This is a genomic window from uncultured Williamsia sp. (assembly GCF_947494875.1).
GTDB lineage: Bacteria > Actinomycetota > Actinomycetes > Mycobacteriales > Mycobacteriaceae > Williamsia_A.
On the sequence record NZ_CANLWM010000006.1, the window covers coordinates 251851 to 267408 of the forward strand.

The following is a 15558-nucleotide window of genomic DNA, read 5'->3' on the forward strand; positions in this document are numbered from 1 at the left end:
CGTCGCGGGAAGCTGAACAGCAGCCGCGGTGGATCGAACGACGCTATGAAATTGACGCGTCGCACGCACTGTCACCACTCCGTGTCGCAGACGCCGCACACCCAGCGTGTGACATCCATGTCGGTGATGTCGCACCCGCGGAGGGAGGTCCCGAAGGGCGGCGGCCCGGGCGGGAAACCGCGGAGAATCGAGAACGCCTGATGCTCGCCGCATTCGGGGCAGGCCGGACGGTTGCTGAACATCAGTTCCTCCACCGTCGGACCGAGCGGCTGGTGCAGGATGTCGTGGCACGACGGGCAGACGCCGACTGCGCCGGAGTCCGCCGGTGACCAGTCGTCCGGTCGGTGAGCGCCGACATGGGTCTCGAACCGTGGCGCGAACCGACGGCTGGTGTCGCGACCGCACCCGCCACACCCCCACAGACGTGCCTTCTGAATTGCGTCGTCGTCGTGCGCCCGGTCGCAGGCGTTGTCGAGGTCGCGCCACGGGGTCGGTGAGTCGGCTTCGGCGCGGATCCCCGCGGTCAACGCAGCGGCGTCGCTCGAGGCCAGTGTTCCTGTGCGTCGCGGAATGCTGACAGCCACCCGCCGCTCGACAGCCTCCAGAGAAGCGCCATCAGGAAGGTGGGGGCCGACGTGATGCAGAGCTCCTTCGCCGTTCATCTCGGTCCACACCGAGACGCGTGCGACGGCCCACTCTCGAGCATCGACCAGAGTCACAACCGCGTCCCCGACCTCGATCCCGTCCGGGAGATCCCAGGACACGTCGGTGGCGTCAGCCCCTCTCTGGAACGCGGTCCACGGTTCGGCGATCGCGATGTGCAGAGGGCGCGACGGGTCGATCTCGGGTTGACGCCGTGCCGGCCGTCGACGGGAGATGGGGACGCGCTTCCTGGGCGCGTTGCGCGCGCCTGCTGTCGGCTCTCTCATGCGTGCTCCTTTCGCGGTCTCGTGCACCATAGGGCGACCCACCGACATCTCTGGGTGCGAGCCGACATCGCGCCCGCGGCCGTAGTGGGTGTCCTTGTTGCGACACAACGTCCGACGAACACGCGCAGGATCACGACCCCGACGGCTCTCGATCCGCTTCGCCCGACCACGGGGCGGTCAGCCCCGACAGCGCGGCGGGACGCGCCATGAGCGCCGACGCGTGGAGTCAGCTGTGGTCGGCCGTGTGGGTTCCCGCCGTGGCATCACCCGGTCGTGCCCGGCCGGTAGGCGGTGGTGCCCTCCGATCCGCGGCTGTTGCTGACGAGCTTGGCGAAGCACTGGTTCGGGGCGATCGCCTTCGAGTCACACCACGCGTTCGCGCCCGCGGCGTCGAGGACGTTGGGCTGCGCCACGGTGATCCACCACCCGCGGAGGTCGAAGGTCCGCCACTCGTCGGACCACAGCAGCCGTACCTCGGGATAGCGGGCCCGCAGATCGAGGTGTTGCCGGAGGATCTGCTCGGGCGTCCAGGCGACCATGGTGCGGTCGTCGACGTCGGTGGCCATCATCGGCGGCGTGCGGACCTGCTTGGCCGAGATCTGAGCCAGCCACCGGTCGAGGTACTGCGACTGCACCAGCGGGCGGTCGGCGTTCGCCTGGGCGCGGAGCGCGTCGACGGCGTTGACCGACAGGTCGACTCCGGTCTGGGCGGCCACCTGGGGTGCCCCGACGATCGCACTGCTCCCTCCCGTCGACCCGGAGAACTCCTGTCCCGGGGCGACGCTGTCGACACCGACGCCTGAGCACTCCACAGTCTCGCCACCGGCGCCGACCGACGTGCTCGATCCGCTCCCACCGGCCAGCGACGACGGCAACCGGAAATACGTGCCTGCGGGGAAGGCGAAGTCGCGCAGGGTGTCCTGCTTGCCGGGCATCGCGAGGGGCGATTTTGCCAGGTCGAACGTCGACGACGCGACGACGCTTCTCTGATCGCGGACGGTGACCTGGTACATCGAGTTCGACAGCACGTCACCCCCCGCGCAGCCGGGCGTGAACTTCAATCGCACGACGAGGCTCTGCGCGTCCACGGAGAAGGTGACCGGTGTGACCGTCGGCGGTGTGGTGCACCGCGTCACCGGACCCGACGCGTCCTGTGCGGCGGAAGGGATGACGCCGCCGAACAGTTCGGCTGCACCGCCCGTCGGGTGGAAGCCGACGATCGCACGCGTCCCGACGACCACGAGATCGTCGCCGACGGCGACGACCTTCTGGTAGTCGCCGGTGTCGGGCAGACCGACCGACCAGGACGTGTCCCCGGTGGCGACATCCATCGCGAACAGTGACCGGTCGCCCACGTCGGACGTCCCGAAGACCCGCTGCCCGTCGGTGGCGAGGTCGTAGGAGAACGACGTCGCCGGCTTCTCCCAGAGCGTTCGCCCGCTTCGGATGTCGATCCCCACGGACCGGCCCTGGTCCGAGGAGTTGAACACGGCGACGGTTCCGACGACGGCGACCACGTCGCCGCCGAAGCTGTCAGAGGACGTCCACGGCAGCGTCCACAGGACGTGGCCGTCCGTGGGGTCGATGGCGGAGTCGTAGGTGAAGGCCACGTCGACACCGCTTGCCGGCGCATACAGACGTGGCTGCGTGGGTGTCGACGAGGTGAAGTAGAGCCGCTTCCCGGTGTCGTCGAACATCAGAGCCGAGTCGCCCGGCGGGTGTGCGGTGTAGCGGTCGCGCGTGATCAGCGACCCCTGATCTGTTCTGCCCCCGATCTTCTGGCCCTGCTCGGTGTAGGCGAGAGACCACCCACCGGTGGCGCTGCCGTCGGTGAAGACGACGACGTCGTCCGACGCGGTCAGCGTCGTGCGGGTACCACCGGGGATCTGCTCGGTGCGGGTCCAGAAGGCGGTCGGGTTGGTGCGTGTCCCCAGGGACACCGTCGCCGTGGTGTCGTCGTGCTTCGCGTACGCGTACTTGTCGCCGAGCTTCTGCACCACCTGATAGTCGCCGGCGAGCTTCGCGATCTCGGATCCGTCTCGCGCCGAGAGCAATACGAGACCGTTGGGGGCGGTCGCGCATCCGATGGTGTCGTCGTCGAACACGTCGGAGCAGTTGAGTCCGCTGTAGCTGGTCTGGCGCCAGGCCTCCTGTCCCGTGCGGGGATCGACGGCCACCAGCGCACCGTTTCCCATGCCGGTGATGAGAAACCGGTCGGACCGGAGGAACCCGGTGGATTCCTCACCCCCGACGAGGTAGTTCGGTCGGGTGAACGCCTGGGCGCCGAGTTGCTCGGGTACGACGGCGAACGCCGGTGACGGGACTGTCGGGAACGCGCGGTGGACCATTCCCGACGGGAACGCGGTCGCTGCGGCTTCGGTGCTGTCGCTCCGTGACTGCCATGCACGCCATCCCACGAACGCTCCCGCGCCGACGACGAGGATCACCACGACGGTGAGCGCGGCGGCGATCACCGGCATCCGCGATCGGGTGGACCGTGGCCCGGGGGAAAGCTGCTGCGGCGGGGACATCGACGTGGTGACCGGAGGAGGGAGGGGGTCGGTCGGCTGCGGGGGAGCGCCCGCTCCACCGAACGCCGGGTCGCCGGCCGGAGTTGTCTTGACCAACGACACCGGCGGTGTGGCCGGACTCTGCGTCGGTGGTTCCTCGGCCGGCGGGGGCGAGGGTGTCAGCGGAGCCGACGGCGTGATGGAGGCAGGCGGTGTCGTGGCCGGACCGCTCGTCGCCCCCGGGGCATGCGGCGAGGGTGGTTGTGTCGCGACGGGCGGTGTGGGCTGCGGCCACGCGGGCGGCATCGGTTGGCCACCGTCCCGAGTGGTGCCGGCGGGCACCCTGGTCGCCTGCAGCGCCCCGCGGAAGCGCGAGACCGCGCCGGTGAGGTGCATTGCCGTGTCACCCAGTCCGGCATGGGCGTTCATCCCGGTGATCAGGCACAGCGAGTACGCCCCGCACAGCAGGACGAGTAGCACACCGAAGGCCGTCCCGGCGGGGATGAGGAACGCCACGATCGCGCCTGCGCCCATCGCGACGGCGATCAGCGGGCCGGCGATGTACCGGTTCGTGGTCATGAACAGACTCCTGCGATGTGGGTGGTGGCCGACGAGAACGTGGACGGGCTGAACATCCCGTCGATGTCCTCGAGTTCGCCACCGTCGTCGCGGACCTTGCCGTCGTCGTAGCCCTTCGCCTTGTCTGCCAGATCACTCACCTCGTCGGTGACGTCGATCGTCGTGTCGTCGTTGACGACGCCGCGCGCCGACTCGTACGACGAACACAGTTCGGCCTTCGTCGTCGTGTGGAAGGTTCCCGAACCGACGGCGAGCGCGACGACCACGGCAAGCGCGAGGACGACGATCGCTGCCGTCGGGATGGCTGGGAGGTGGCGGGCGACCGAACTCGACTGACGACGGTGGTTCGGCCAGGCGGTGGCCGGGGCCGGTGCGAGGCGCGTCGCGACACCAGAACCAGATCCGCCCGTCGGTGCGCTCGCCACCGCCAGCTGTGGGGTGATGGCGTGCAGCGCCGGGAACACCGTGTCCAAGAGGTCGTGGTGCGCAGCGAGTGCGGCGCGGGGTGGGCCGCTCCACCACAGCACGGTCACCTCGCCCAGGGTGTCTCCGTCGTCGCCGGCGTGGACGGCCACCGAAGCCTCGTAGAGTCCCTGCGTGTCGTTGCCGACTGCGATCACGACGCGACCGTTCGCGTGATGGCGGTAGTGCGGCATGAGCGGCCCGGGCGTCGCTGCCTCCGCGACGCCGGGGAGTGTCGAGATCACCTGCGACGCCTCTTCGGCCGACATCGCGACTCGGAACGACTGTGCGGTTCCTAGCTCGTGGGCGTACCGATTGGTCTCGGCCTGCCTCCACAGGCCGCGGAAGGGCAGGGCCACCAGGGCGATCGCCGCGTCTGCGACCCCGTCGACCACCTTGTCGAGCACCCAGATCCCGACCGCGATCGCACCGATGATTCCCAGCGCCAGCAGGAGTGTCATTGCGGGCTCGCGTCGTGATACCGGGGGGCGCCCCCCGAGGGGTTGTAGCTCATCCCGGGATGCTCGCAGCCGCGATTCCCCGTCGCTATCGGCTGATCGTGGGATTCATGTGTGGGTCCGCGGAAACGGAAGGTACTTCGCTTCAGTATTCAGTCTTCCCTCACCGCAACGTGATTCATCCGATCAGCGGATCGCGTTTTCAGGTGTGCGACCTCGACGATCGAGGTGCCTCGTCCGAGGCTGTCGGCGCCAGGGGGCGATCGGAGTCAGTCTGCTCCGGTGCGACCATCGCTGTCGCCATCTCATCGCGAGCAAGGAACCACATGAACATTCGACGAATCGTCGCCTCAGCGATGGTCTCGACTGCCGCCGCCGCAACTCTCGCCGCCGCGCCTGCGGCTGCGGCGCCGGCGGGCCCCAGCGTCATCACCGACCTCCTCAACACGGGCTCGGCGATCCTGCGCTCCGCTCCGCAGACCCCGCGGGCGCCGCAGTCGCCGGGCAACTTGCGCAACGGGGTCGCGAGCATGAACCTGACGGTCACGAACTATTACGGAAGGAAGTACGGACCCGATCTCTACGCGACCGGATTCGCGCCAGGTGTCACCTGGTCGGCGCGGGATCGTGGGAACGGCGAGGTGAAGGGCCAGAACTGCCAGGTCGAGGTGTCCTTCCCGGGAACGAGTTTCGCGACCTATCGCTCGGCGGCGTGCCAGGGCGACGTCGGATTCACCAGCTTCTTCTATCGCACGCCCGGCACGTACACGATCGCTGTGGTGGATCGGGTGTCCGGCGCCTCGAGCAGCAAGACCTTCCGGATCAGCTGACGGGATCGGGCGGGGTCGAGCGTCGACCCCGCCCGTTCGCGTCAGGCGCCGTCAGGCGCGGGAGGAGAGTGTCTCCGTCAATGGCGCCAGCGAGTCCATTTAGACGGCGGCGAGCGCGTCGGAAATGGACGCCGCCTCACGGATCTGGGTCGTCTCGTGGCGGTCCATGCTGTCGTCGACGAGCAGCTCGAGGTCGTCGATGCCGTTGAGTCGCGCCAGATAGTCGTACTTGTTCTTTCGGCGCTGGATGCTGGCGACGACGTCGCAGTAGCTGTCGAGAGCGGTCAGCCGTTCGTACAGCGCACCGACGGCCCGCTCGATCGCCGTCGCTTTCTCGACGTACAACCGGACCACCTCGTCGTCGCTGCGCAGTTCGCCTTGTGGCTGCGGGCCGAGCACCTTCTGCTGGTGCCGGAGGCGTCGAGCGCGCTTCGTCACCTGGTTGACTTCTTCGGTCAGGTCGACGCGGACGGAGTGTTCGTCGAAGAACTCGAGCCGCCATACGCGGTACGTGTTGATTCGGGCCGCGAGCGTTCCCGCTGTCGCGGCGATGGTGCCGACGGGGTCGACGAGCATGTCTGCGTGCTCAGCCTTTTCGTCACCGCCGAGCGCGTAGGTTCGGGCGACCCGCGCGGCGACGGTCTCGTCGGTGTCCGGGGTCGCGTCGAGGTCGCCGGTGTAGAACGGCACCCAGTTCCACCCACGAGACCTGTTGCGATCGGTGAACTCTCGTCCGCACCAGACGTCGAGCGCCATGGCCTCATATCCCAGGACGTGTCCGTTCTCGGGCCGGCGCTCCTTCGGGAAGGACCGCCGCGCCGAGCTCCGCGTCGACTCGCACCACGTCGTCCGCTCAGCGTTCGCGGCTTTCAGGTCGGCCGCGAGCCGGACCAGAGGGGGCTTCGGCGTAGTCGGCTGAGCCGACGCAGCAGCCCGTCGCGCGCCCGCCCACCGCCTGCGACCCCGCTCGTTCATGCCGCCAGTGAAGCACCCGATTCAGACACAGGGTAGGCACCCGCCGGTTGCAGGCGGCGGAGCGCTCGGGTGGCTCACCGAAGCCACCCGAGACCCCTCATGACCGTCTTCGCCGCCGGCGCCGTTCGTTGACACCAGTCAACGCTTGGGCTCGATGGGCGAGTGAGTTGCAGGTCGGGGAGCACGATGACCGTGATTGCTTGGTCGGTCGGCCCGGTTCTCGCCGTGAACTCGGCCTGGCACATCGCATCGGTCTGTCTCGGCGGAAAGAGCTCGACGCCGTCGCCCACATCGACCGGACCCGTGGAGATCGATGCCAACCGATCCCGTCCGCCTGCGACCTGGACGACGTTGATCCCCAGAGTGTTCTCCCCGGTAGACCACCTACACCCGGGCGCGGTGCCTGACATCGATGTGTCGACCTCGCTTCTCACCTGCGCGTCTCCAGGCTGGCCGCCGGAGCCGGGCTGCAGGTCGAACAGCTTCACCACCTCCGCCGACGGAAGGCCTTGGCACAGTGACTCTGAGGCAGCGTTTGGCGCGCCCGCGTCGCCGGCGGTCGTGCATGCGGACGCGGTCGCGACGATCGCCGCCGAGCCCAACGACGCAACGAGTCGTTCGACTCTCACCCTCGGCGCCTCATCCGGGACCAGGCGCTCGGACGCTTGACCCGTGGCGGTGCCTTCCGCCCCGTTGCCGCTTCGAACTCCTCTGTCGAGATGTACTTCTGCAGCAGACCGACGACAAGGGCGACAAGTACACCCACGACGAACAGTTGGGCGATGATCACGAGGCCACCGCCGAAAAGCCCAGCCCTGTATCCGGCGGACCCCGCTTGGCGGTGCTGCTCGACAGTGGTGCCGGCGCGCATGATCATCGGTACGCCGAGCTTTTTCTCTTCTTCTGACCGGCGCATCAAGGAGAAGCCCCAGACAAAGCTGCCCGCCACAGCGAGCGACATGGCCCCCACCAACAGAACTCTTCCGACCCCAGTGGTGCCGTTCGCCGCTGCAGCGAAGAGCCCGACGATGATCCACACGACGAATGCGAGGATCGCGCTCCAAAAGACAAGCAGCGCTGCACGCCGAATCCAATAGCGGAACCCGCGTTCGTACCAGGTCGTTCCGAGTAGGCGGATTGGCTTGATCTCGAGATTGTCGCGAGTGCTCACCCGAAGACCGACTTCCACAGGGAGGCTGTCGTGTTCCCGACGCCCTTGCCCATGTCGACCATGTCCGACCACGTGTTGGAAGCGGTGTTGCCGGATCCATGAATGATCCCGGCGACGACGCCGTGATCGTGGATGTCTTCGGACCAATGCTCGTGAAACGCGTTGTAGCCGACTCCGCCGACAGCGATCCCCGTGAAGCCGGCCAGCGCGGAAACTGCGACCACAGGAGCTTCGATGGGCGCGGCCGCAACGGCCAGAGCGCCTGCAGCAAGCCCGACACCACCTGCCGCGTAATCGTTGACGTGGGCGGTGGTCTCGCTCCATCCCTTCTGGTGGTCGTCGATGGCCTGCAGTTCGGCGACGACGCCGGTTGCGGCGACGTCGATGACCGGGATGTCGCTGAGAAACTTCAGCTTGCCGGGCAGCTTCTCAGACAGGCCGGCGATCCCCTTGAGGTCGGACATCTTGGTGTTGAGGATCTGTGACATGGGCAGCTCGCCCTTGCCCGCCTGGGCGTCCGCGAGCTGGGTCTTCAGGTCGTCCAGCGCCTGCGAACCGGCGAGGTGATCGAGGCGTGCTTGGGTTCCCTCCGGAACCGCCATTCCGCGTTGCTTGTAGGCGGCCTGCTCGGCTTTCAGCTTCCATCGGAGTTCGCGGAAGTTCTCCCGCGACTTCGCGATCTCCTGCGGCAGAGCCTGTTTGACCCGGGCGTTTCTGTCGTTCGGCACCACGTAGAACGCCTTGAAGTAGTCGCCCATCGTGATAGCACCGTCGAGGGTCAAACCTTTGCCACCCTCGGACACGACCGGTTCCGCGAGGCCGGCGAGGTCGGACGCCGCGTCGAGGCGGAATCCCTGCGCCAACTGTTTGGCCTCTGCGTAGGCGGCTTGGTAATCCTCCTGCGCCTGCAGGGCTGCCACAGCTGCCGGCGAAGTCGGGTCGCCTGTGATCACGAGCGGGAGTGGCTGCCCTTCGGCGCCGATCTGCGCGCCGCGGGACTGTGCGTCGTGGGCGCTGTTGTAGAGAGCGGACTCCAGCGCGGCAAGGTGGTCTCCCAGTCCGGCGATGATGTCGCCTGCCTTGCCTGCCATCGCACCGATCCCTCCGGCACGGACCGCATCGGAGGTCCACAGTTTGCGGAACGCCTGCGCGGCCTCACCCGACCAGCTCGCGTCGTCTCTTAACTTGTCGACGCCATCGGTCAGCTTCGCCACGATCGGTTCGATCAACCCGGGAGCGCGCTGCAGCGTGCTGCCCATGGACTGCAGGCCGGCGATGTCGCCGCCGATCCAGCTCATCGGAAGTCCTTGTTCAGGTTGTCCCAAAGGAAGCGGTTCTTGTTGACGTCCTCCGTGCGGTCGTACTCGTCGCGGGCATCGTGCAGCTTGGCGGAGTGGTCCTCGATGGATGCGGCCATGGACTTGTGAAGCACGTCGAGCATCTCCATGACGGCGGTCATCGCGCTGTTGCAACTCCCGTCGCCGCTGTCGACGACAGGCGGGGTCACGCTGGCGGCAGCGGATCGGTAGTCGCCGGCTGCACCGGCAAATCGCGCCGACAGTGCGTCGAGATCCTGGAGGACGACGGAGAACGTGCTCATCGGACTTCCTCTTGCAGAGCGGCCAGGCGGTCGGCGCTCCACAACTTCTGAACGACCCTGGGAACGGGGTCGAGAACGATGGAGATGCCGGAGTAGACGGCGCCGATCTGGGCGGGAGTCAGTCCCAACCACGGCTGATGCTCGCCGAGCGTCTCGACCAGTCCGTCGACGGACGAGAACGCTGGGATCAGTGGCCGCCCGTTCGACTCCGTCAGTTCGATGTCGAAGCCTCTCGATCCATCGGGTCGCGGATGAGCAGGCACGACGACGACCTCCGGCAGCTGTGTACCGACGGTCGTGGTTTCGGCCTCTTCCACCGAGCTCGCTGCGGCTGCGTGGGCTGCCTCGGCGGCAGCGACCTCGCGCCACCTGGCGACGCTCGACTCCGGCGGCTCGACTGCCCACCCGTGCTCCTCGACCCACTCGTCCTGCAGCTGTGCCGCCGTCAGGTCACCTGGTTGCCACCGCACCCGTGTCCACCCCTGTGTCGTACGGAAGTTCTGCTCGAGGACAACTTAGCGGTGCGAAGCGCGCCCGTCGTGCTCTGGGTCGGAGTTGTCCACAGGAGTCGCGTGGTGTTTATATCGCACGCGATAACCCTCGGCGATACGCTGACGACATGGACCTGCGCGGGGAACGATTGGCGGCTGGGATGAGTCAGTCGCAATTGGCTCGTGCTGCGAAGGTCTCGCAGCCCAATCTGTCTGCCTATGAGAACGGGCGGCGGGTCCCGAGTCCTGACGTGCTCGTGCGGATCGCGGCCGCGTTGGAGGGCCGACCGTCCGCGAGGGTCGAGCGTCATCGTGACGAGATCCGCGCCACCGTCGAGAGGTTTCGTGGCCACCGTCCACGAATCGTCGGCTCGGTCGCCAGGGGGGAGGATCGTCCGGGGTCCGACGTCGACATTCTCGTCGACTTCACCGACGAGGCGACCCTCCTCGACGAGGTCGGGATGCGCCTCGCGCTCACCGATTTGTTGCGGGTGAAGGTCGACGTCATCGCGTCGGACTCCCTGCGCGGTGAGATCCGCGATCGATTGTTGAGCGAAGCGGTGGCCGTGTGAATGACGGTTGCAAGGCCCGGGACGCGGTGCACGCTGTGATCGGTGTGTGCGACAGACTGATCGAGCTGACCGACGTCGGCTTCGAGTCCTTTCGAACGGACACCCGCAGTCAGTGGGCTGTGGAGATGGGGTTGATCCGCATCGGGGAGGGGATCAACCGAATCCCCCATGACGTCCTCAAGCGGTTCGACGGCCAGCCGTGGCGGGAGATCGTGGGGATGCGGAACTTCGCTGCTCATCAATACGACGATCTCGACCCGAAGCGGGTCTGGCGTACCGCCACCCTCGATGTACCCGCGCTCCGCGCCTATCTCTCCGACACCGTGCTGCCAGGAATGGATTGACGAGCAGCGTGGCCCAGATGCGAACGGTGGTCAGGGTTTCTGTTCCGAGATCGTTGTGTCCGCAAGGAACGACGGGTGCACGCAATCCCAGGTCGCGAGCAGGGCGTCGTCGATGATGTGCCGGGCGACAGCCTCGGCGTCCGAGCCGCCGATGGTCAACCACGCCCCGTCGTCCGACCAGCCGGCCTCGAACAGCAACTCCGACTGCTCGTTTGAGCACTCCTGATCGGGGTGCAGGGTCGTCGCGTCGATGGCGGCAGTGAACCCGCCGGTGTCCGACGCGGTCACCACAACCACACCGTGCGGGCCTTCGGGGTACTCCCACGACTGCGCGACGGTCAGCCGCTGCCCGGGCTCGAGGGCCTCGATCTCCGCGGACAGCTCCTCGACGTAGCCCTCCCACGCCTCGGCCACCATGAGATCCACCGACGGTCGGGCAACTCGACTGGCAGTGGGCGTCCCGTCGGGCTCGTCGCCGATGCCGAGTGCGTTGCGCAGCAGGGGAAGACCCTCGTCGAGGAACTCGAACCACCGACGGAGGTACCAGCAGAAGTAGAGGAAGTTGTACCCGTCGCAGGGCGCGAACGTCGCGGCGTGCAGGTCGCCGTCTCGGACCACGAGGGTGATGTGGTCGAACTTCTTCCCGATCAGGCGCGTCAACGTCTCCGTCGAGACGTCGAACGGCAGGTCGGTGATGACGCGCGCGAAGATGTCGAGCTGCGGCTTCTCCATCGACACCGCCACCGACGTCGGGAAGTCGGCGCCGGGGATCCGGATGATGAAGTCGGGGCCGATGACTGGTGCCCCGCCGATGAACGCGGCGATGTCGTCGCGCACGCGTCGCCGCAGGGCGTCGGGACCGAGACGCCGCGGCGGCGGCGTACCGTCCGGCTGGTAGTCGCCGAGGGGTGCGATCTCGTCGGGATGGTCGAGCAGCCAATGGGTCCGGGCGATCTCGACGACGGTCACGGCGATGTCGTACGCCTGATACCCGATCTGGGTGAGCCGGTCGGATCGAACCTCCGCCCATTCCGGCGCGGCCCCGTCGTCCGGGCGCGGCCCGGTGAGCCGCATACCCTGCCCCGTCCGCAGATCGATCCGCAGACCGGCACCCGCGTCACCCTCGGCGGGCGCGACGAACATCCAGTCCATGATGGTGTCCCGGTCGATCCGGCGGGCCAGTGAATCGGTGAACGCCTCCCACGCGGCGTCGGCGAGCGTCAGTTGGTCGATCATGGTGACCTCCTCAGATGCTGACGCGGGCCGGTCATCAGCAAGGTCGATCGGGGCCGTCGGGTCCGCGATGCGGAACCCGAACTCGGCGGAAGAACCACCGTTCACCTGCAGGTTAGGGGAGGGGTCCGACAAGCCCCGCGGGCTCGTTCGGTAGCGCGGGGAACGAACGCGGCCAGGTGATCGTTCAGAAAGTGAAAGACAGTGGAGACGGAACCGAGGGGATGAGCGACATGTTGTCGACAGTCGTGAACGTTGCCGAGCAGGCGGCCGACGCCGCACTGGGGATGGTGGGGATCCGTGTGCTGACAGAGGAGCCGTCGCACACCACGCGCCGGTTGACCGACAGCGTCGAGATCCGACGCTACGGCCCGCGGATCGCGGCCGAGACCACCGTGGAGGGTGTCGACGAGGAGAAGGCGCGGTCGGACGGGTTCCGTCGCCTGGCCGGCTACATCTTCGGTGGCAACCAGGCGGGCGAGAAGGTTGCGATGACCGCGCCGGTCAGCCAGGGCGCGACGAGCGGTCAGAAGATCGCGATGACCGCGCCGGTGTCGACGTCGAGTGACGAGAACGGCTGGGCCATCCGGTTCTTCATGCCGTCGAAGTGGACCATGGCGACGTTGCCGACGCCGAAGGAAGACCGCGTGCGTCTCGTCGAGGTGCCGGAGGAGGCCGTCGCCGCGGTGCGCTTCAGCGGCTCCCGCAGCCCCGAGGCGGTCGCGACGAAGACGAAGGAGCTGCTCGACGTGCTCGCCGCGAAAGGCGTCGAGACTGCCGGCGAGCCGGTCAGCTGGTTCTACGACCCGCCGTGGACCCTGCCCTTCCGTCGCCGCAACGAGGTGGTTGTCCCGATCGCGGAGTGACCAGCACTCACGCACGGAGCATCGGGGGATGCAATGCGGTCGCCGAGCCGGCCCGATATAGCTGTGCGTGGCGTCCTCGCGATCCGGTGGAAGCGGTCCGGCCGACGACGGGACGTACGAAGTCCGGTGTGGCGAGGACCTTGCGCCGAAAGTTGGCCCGGTCCCACGTGGTTCCCCACACCGTCTCGTACACGGTCTGCAGGTCGCGCATGGTGAAGGTCTCCTCGACGAACTCGGTTGCCAACGTGGAGTACTCGAGTTTCGAGCGGACGCGTTCGAGCGCGTCGTCGACCATCTCGCGGTGGTCGAACGCCATCTCGCTCGGGAGGTCGTCCACCTCGATCCACATGGCCTCTGCGGCATCCGTTCCTGCGACCGGGTCGGGAAGATTGGGCGCGAACGCAACGTACGCGACCGAGACCACACGCATCCGGGGGTCGCGATCGGGTGACCCGTAGGTGGCCAACTGCTCGATGTGACCGTCGAACAACGCGAGCCCGGTCTCCTCGAGAAGCTCGCGCGACGCGGCGTCGTCGATGGACTCGTCCGCGCGGACGAAGCCTCCGGGGAGGGCGAGGTCTCCACGGAACGGCTCCTCGCCGCGGGTGATCAGCATCAGGCACAGCCGGTTTCGGCGGATCGTCAGGATGGTGAGGTCGACGGTGACGGCGAACGGCGGGAAGTCAGCACTGCTGTAAGTCACTGCATCACCGTCGGAGGGGTGAACTGAGAGCGATGAGTGAGCATTCGGTCGACGACTCGTGTCGCCAGGTCGAGTCTGTCGTCGAGGCTTCCTGTCAGCAGAACCCACGACAAACCCTGCCGCGTGAGCGCGTCGATGAACCAGCCGGTCATCTCCGCGCGGATGTGTTCGCCGTCGCGAATGCCGTCCTGCACGAACGGAACCCCGTGATGGTCGGTGACGAGGTAGATGCGTCCTCGGTCGTCGGCAGTGTGGCAGGCGAAGCGGCTGTGTGGACCGAGATACCGGCGCTCCCAGACGGTGGTCGCGAATGCGTCGGTGTCGCAGACGAGGAGGGGTGATCCATCGCGGGCTGCTGCGTCCTCCAGTGCCTGCTGGGTGCGGGCGATAAGTGCGAAGTCCTCGCCGGTCCACGTCAGCTCTGACATGTCGGCGGTCGGGTCCTGCTCACGGAGCGCGTGCAGTTTCGCGTCGGTGGTGTCTCGGCCGTATTCGGGGACCCAGCGGGTTTCGGTCCAGATCCCTCCACGCTCTCGGAACCTCTGCGCCAGTGCCTGACTGACGGTCGTGGTTCCCGTCGACTCGGAACCCAGAACCACGGCGCGGGTGGTGAGGCCGGCCCGTGCGGGGGCGTCCAGACGGCGCCAGTTGCCGGCCAGATCTGCGCGGCACGCGGTACCGGAGATCGGTACGCGGAGTCGTGCAGGATCGACGGCGACGTGGTCGGCGTCGAACCACCGGGCCAGCTCCGGACCGTAGGCCTCGCTGCTGACGACGACGTCGATCGACTCGTCGGTGACGGTGCGGATGGCCGCCCGCATGCAGGCGACCTGCGCTGCCCACACCGGTGTGGAGGTCAGGTCGACCGGCGCGTCGCACCGGATGCCGGTGACAGCAACGTTGGGATCGTGGCTACGCGATTCACGCAACCATGCGACGCGGTCGGCGAGCGAGATCGTCTCTGCTGCTGTCGACATCGCCACCACGACGACACGATCGGCGATCTCGGCCGCGTGCCTGATCAGCATGTGGTGGCCGGCGTGTGGCGGATAGAACTTCCCGATCACCAGGGCACGGCGGAACATGTCGGCGCTACCTCTGTGCGACCAGCACGGCGTCGTGGGCGATCTCGGCGCTGTCTCGACGCCAGGCGCGCAGGCCCATGACGCAGAGGGCGAGGAAGCCGACGTAGAGGATCGCGGTGAGGACGAGGTCCTTGTAGAGGTAGAGAGGGACGTAGATCAGGTCGGCGGTGATCCACACTAGCCACGACTCCCAGCGCTTCTTCGCCTGACCCCACGTCGCCATCAGCGACAGCGTCGTGGTGAGCGCGTCCCAGAACGGCACCACCGATTCGGTGGCGAGCGCGAGCAGCGTCGTGATGAGGATGGTCCCGACGACCCCGGCGCCGATGAGCCAGAACCACTCTCGACGCGATGTGCCCGTCACCGCCGACGGCGACGCATCCCGTCCCGCGACCCACAGGTACCAGCCCCACAGGGCGAGCGCGATGTAGACGACCTGCAGTGCGGAGTCCGCATACAGCCCGGCGGTGATGAACAACAGGATGAATGTGACGTTGTTCGCGATGCCGATGGGCCAGTTCCACACGTTCTGCCGCGCAACCAGATAAACGCAGACGGCGCCGGTGGCGAAGCCGATCACCTCGACCCATGACGTGGGCGCGCCGAACGATGTGAACGCAGTCGACCCCAGCCAGTCGATGACCCCCACGACGACCTCCTCAATTTGTAGTCGATCTGACTACGAAAGTGGACGATAGCACCCCTCGCGGCTGTTCATCTCCATGATTTGTCGGTGGCCGTCGCTACCGT

Annotated in this window: 17 protein-coding genes; 4 read left to right on the forward strand and 13 right to left on the reverse strand. The window is 67.4% G+C overall.

Features of this window, described 5'->3' with window-relative positions:
• Positions 1 to 71: 71 nt before the first annotated feature.
• The 3 genes from Q1A98_RS15515 to Q1A98_RS15525 all read right to left on the reverse strand — a co-directional run bounded on the left by Q1A98_RS15515 (position 72) and on the right by Q1A98_RS15525 (position 4941).
• On the reverse strand, positions 72 to 929 hold the full coding sequence (locus tag Q1A98_RS15515) for a hypothetical protein (protein WP_299575167.1): 858 nt from the start codon (positions 927 to 929) through the stop codon (positions 72 to 74).
• A 263-nt stretch (positions 930 to 1192) separates the two neighbouring features.
• Positions 1193 to 4018, reverse strand: coding sequence for a PQQ-binding-like beta-propeller repeat protein (locus tag Q1A98_RS15520; RefSeq protein WP_299575169.1), 2826 nt, complete (start codon positions 4016 to 4018; stop codon positions 1193 to 1195).
• Positions 4015 to 4941: a hypothetical protein gene (locus tag Q1A98_RS15525; RefSeq protein WP_299575171.1), complete on the reverse strand. Its 927-nt coding sequence runs from the start codon at positions 4939 to 4941 to the stop codon at positions 4015 to 4017. The genes Q1A98_RS15520 and Q1A98_RS15525 overlap by 4 nt, the downstream gene beginning before the upstream one ends.
• 323 nt (positions 4942 to 5264) lie before the next feature.
• Here Q1A98_RS15525 and Q1A98_RS15530 point away from each other — a divergent pair, with 323 nt between their 5' ends.
• Positions 5265 to 5768 carry a hypothetical protein gene (locus Q1A98_RS15530; protein WP_299575173.1) on the forward strand — a complete coding sequence of 168 codons (504 nt, stop codon included), beginning with the start codon at positions 5265 to 5267 and terminating at the stop codon, positions 5766 to 5768.
• Positions 5769 to 5867: 99 nt separating this feature from the next.
• Here the strand turns inward: Q1A98_RS15530 and Q1A98_RS15535 are convergent, their stop codons facing one another.
• The 6 genes from Q1A98_RS15535 to Q1A98_RS15560 form a co-directional block, all read right to left on the reverse strand.
• Entirely contained in the window at positions 5868 to 6743 is an 876-nt protein-coding gene (locus Q1A98_RS15535) for a hypothetical protein (protein WP_299575174.1), read from the reverse strand.
• Between the two features lie 74 nt (positions 6744 to 6817).
• Positions 6818 to 7372 carry a hypothetical protein gene (locus tag Q1A98_RS15540; RefSeq protein ID WP_299575176.1) on the reverse strand — a complete coding sequence of 185 codons (555 nt, stop codon included), beginning with the start codon at positions 7370 to 7372 and terminating at the stop codon, positions 6818 to 6820.
• Positions 7369 to 7914: a hypothetical protein gene (locus Q1A98_RS15545; RefSeq protein WP_299575178.1), complete on the reverse strand. Its 546-nt coding sequence runs from the start codon at positions 7912 to 7914 to the stop codon at positions 7369 to 7371. Before Q1A98_RS15545 ends, Q1A98_RS15540 begins: the two co-directional genes overlap by 4 nt.
• Entirely contained in the window at positions 7911 to 9212 is a 1302-nt protein-coding gene (locus Q1A98_RS15550; protein WP_299575180.1) for a hypothetical protein, read from the reverse strand. The genes Q1A98_RS15545 and Q1A98_RS15550 overlap by 4 nt, the downstream gene beginning before the upstream one ends.
• A complete protein-coding gene (locus Q1A98_RS15555; RefSeq protein ID WP_299575182.1) occupies positions 9209 to 9514 on the reverse strand; it encodes a DUF6317 family protein in 306 nt (101 codons plus the stop codon). Before Q1A98_RS15555 ends, Q1A98_RS15550 begins: the two co-directional genes overlap by 4 nt.
• Positions 9511 to 9984: an SseB family protein gene (locus Q1A98_RS15560; RefSeq protein ID WP_299575183.1), complete on the reverse strand. Its 474-nt coding sequence runs from the start codon at positions 9982 to 9984 to the stop codon at positions 9511 to 9513. The genes Q1A98_RS15555 and Q1A98_RS15560 overlap by 4 nt, the downstream gene beginning before the upstream one ends.
• Before the next feature lie 149 nt (positions 9985 to 10133).
• Between Q1A98_RS15560 and Q1A98_RS15565 the strand changes: the two genes are divergently transcribed.
• Positions 10134 to 10577 carry a helix-turn-helix domain-containing protein gene (locus Q1A98_RS15565; RefSeq protein ID WP_299575185.1) on the forward strand — a complete coding sequence of 148 codons (444 nt, stop codon included), beginning with the start codon at positions 10134 to 10136 and terminating at the stop codon, positions 10575 to 10577.
• The gene (locus tag Q1A98_RS15570; protein ID WP_299575187.1) at positions 10574 to 10921 is read left to right on the forward strand and encodes a HepT-like ribonuclease domain-containing protein; all 348 of its coding nucleotides are present in this window, start codon (positions 10574 to 10576) and stop codon (positions 10919 to 10921) included. The genes Q1A98_RS15565 and Q1A98_RS15570 overlap by 4 nt, the downstream gene beginning before the upstream one ends.
• 30 nt (positions 10922 to 10951) lie before the next feature.
• Here the strand turns inward: Q1A98_RS15570 and Q1A98_RS15575 are convergent, their stop codons facing one another.
• A complete protein-coding gene (locus Q1A98_RS15575) occupies positions 10952 to 12157 on the reverse strand; it encodes a hypothetical protein (protein WP_299575189.1) in 1206 nt (401 codons plus the stop codon).
• 230 nt (positions 12158 to 12387) lie between these two features.
• Here Q1A98_RS15575 and Q1A98_RS15580 point away from each other — a divergent pair, with 230 nt between their 5' ends.
• Positions 12388 to 13020: a heme-binding protein gene (locus Q1A98_RS15580; protein WP_299575191.1), complete on the forward strand. Its 633-nt coding sequence runs from the start codon at positions 12388 to 12390 to the stop codon at positions 13018 to 13020.
• 7 nt (positions 13021 to 13027) lie between these two features.
• Here Q1A98_RS15580 and Q1A98_RS15585 read toward each other — a convergent pair whose 3' ends face one another.
• From Q1A98_RS15585 to pnuC, 3 genes are read right to left on the reverse strand one after another with little or no spacing between them, the layout of a single operon-like run.
• A complete protein-coding gene (locus tag Q1A98_RS15585) occupies positions 13028 to 13723 on the reverse strand; it encodes an NUDIX domain-containing protein (protein ID WP_299575193.1) in 696 nt (231 codons plus the stop codon).
• Complete coding sequence (locus tag Q1A98_RS15590) at positions 13720 to 14808, reverse strand: AAA family ATPase (protein WP_299575195.1); 1089 nt, start codon at positions 14806 to 14808, stop codon at positions 13720 to 13722. The genes Q1A98_RS15585 and Q1A98_RS15590 overlap by 4 nt, the downstream gene beginning before the upstream one ends.
• A 7-nt stretch (positions 14809 to 14815) precedes the next feature.
• On the reverse strand, positions 14816 to 15457 hold the full coding sequence (pnuC, locus tag Q1A98_RS15595) for a nicotinamide riboside transporter PnuC (RefSeq protein ID WP_299575197.1): 642 nt from the start codon (positions 15455 to 15457) through the stop codon (positions 14816 to 14818).
• Positions 15458 to 15558: the final 101 nt, after the last annotated feature.

Bases quoted from the DNA above. Each gene is read 5' to 3' on its own strand.
- Q1A98_RS15555 (WP_299575182.1), bottom strand. From the start codon at position 9,514: ATGAGCACGTTCTCCGTCGTCCTCCAGGATCTCGACGCACTGTCGGCG.
- Q1A98_RS15530 (WP_299575173.1), top strand. From the start codon at position 5,265: ATGAACATTCGACGAATCGTCGCCTCAGCGATGGTCTCGACTGCCGCC.
- Q1A98_RS15575 (WP_299575189.1), bottom strand. From the start codon at position 12,157: ATGATCGACCAACTGACGCTCGCCGACGCCGCGTGGGAGGCGTTCACC.
- Q1A98_RS15515 (WP_299575167.1), bottom strand. From the start codon at position 929: ATGAGAGAGCCGACAGCAGGCGCGCGCAACGCGCCCAGGAAGCGCGTC.
- Q1A98_RS15565 (WP_299575185.1), top strand. From the start codon at position 10,134: ATGGACCTGCGCGGGGAACGATTGGCGGCTGGGATGAGTCAGTCGCAA.
- Q1A98_RS15525 (WP_299575171.1), bottom strand. From the start codon at position 4,941: ATGACACTCCTGCTGGCGCTGGGAATCATCGGTGCGATCGCGGTCGGG.
- Q1A98_RS15550 (WP_299575180.1), bottom strand. From the start codon at position 9,212: ATGAGCTGGATCGGCGGCGACATCGCCGGCCTGCAGTCCATGGGCAGC.
- Q1A98_RS15580 (WP_299575191.1), top strand. From the start codon at position 12,388: ATGTTGTCGACAGTCGTGAACGTTGCCGAGCAGGCGGCCGACGCCGCA.
- Q1A98_RS15535 (WP_299575174.1), bottom strand. From the start codon at position 6,743: ATGAACGAGCGGGGTCGCAGGCGGTGGGCGGGCGCGCGACGGGCTGCT.
- Q1A98_RS15520 (WP_299575169.1), bottom strand. From the start codon at position 4,018: ATGACCACGAACCGGTACATCGCCGGCCCGCTGATCGCCGTCGCGATG.
- Q1A98_RS15590 (WP_299575195.1), bottom strand. From the start codon at position 14,808: ATGTTCCGCCGTGCCCTGGTGATCGGGAAGTTCTATCCGCCACACGCC.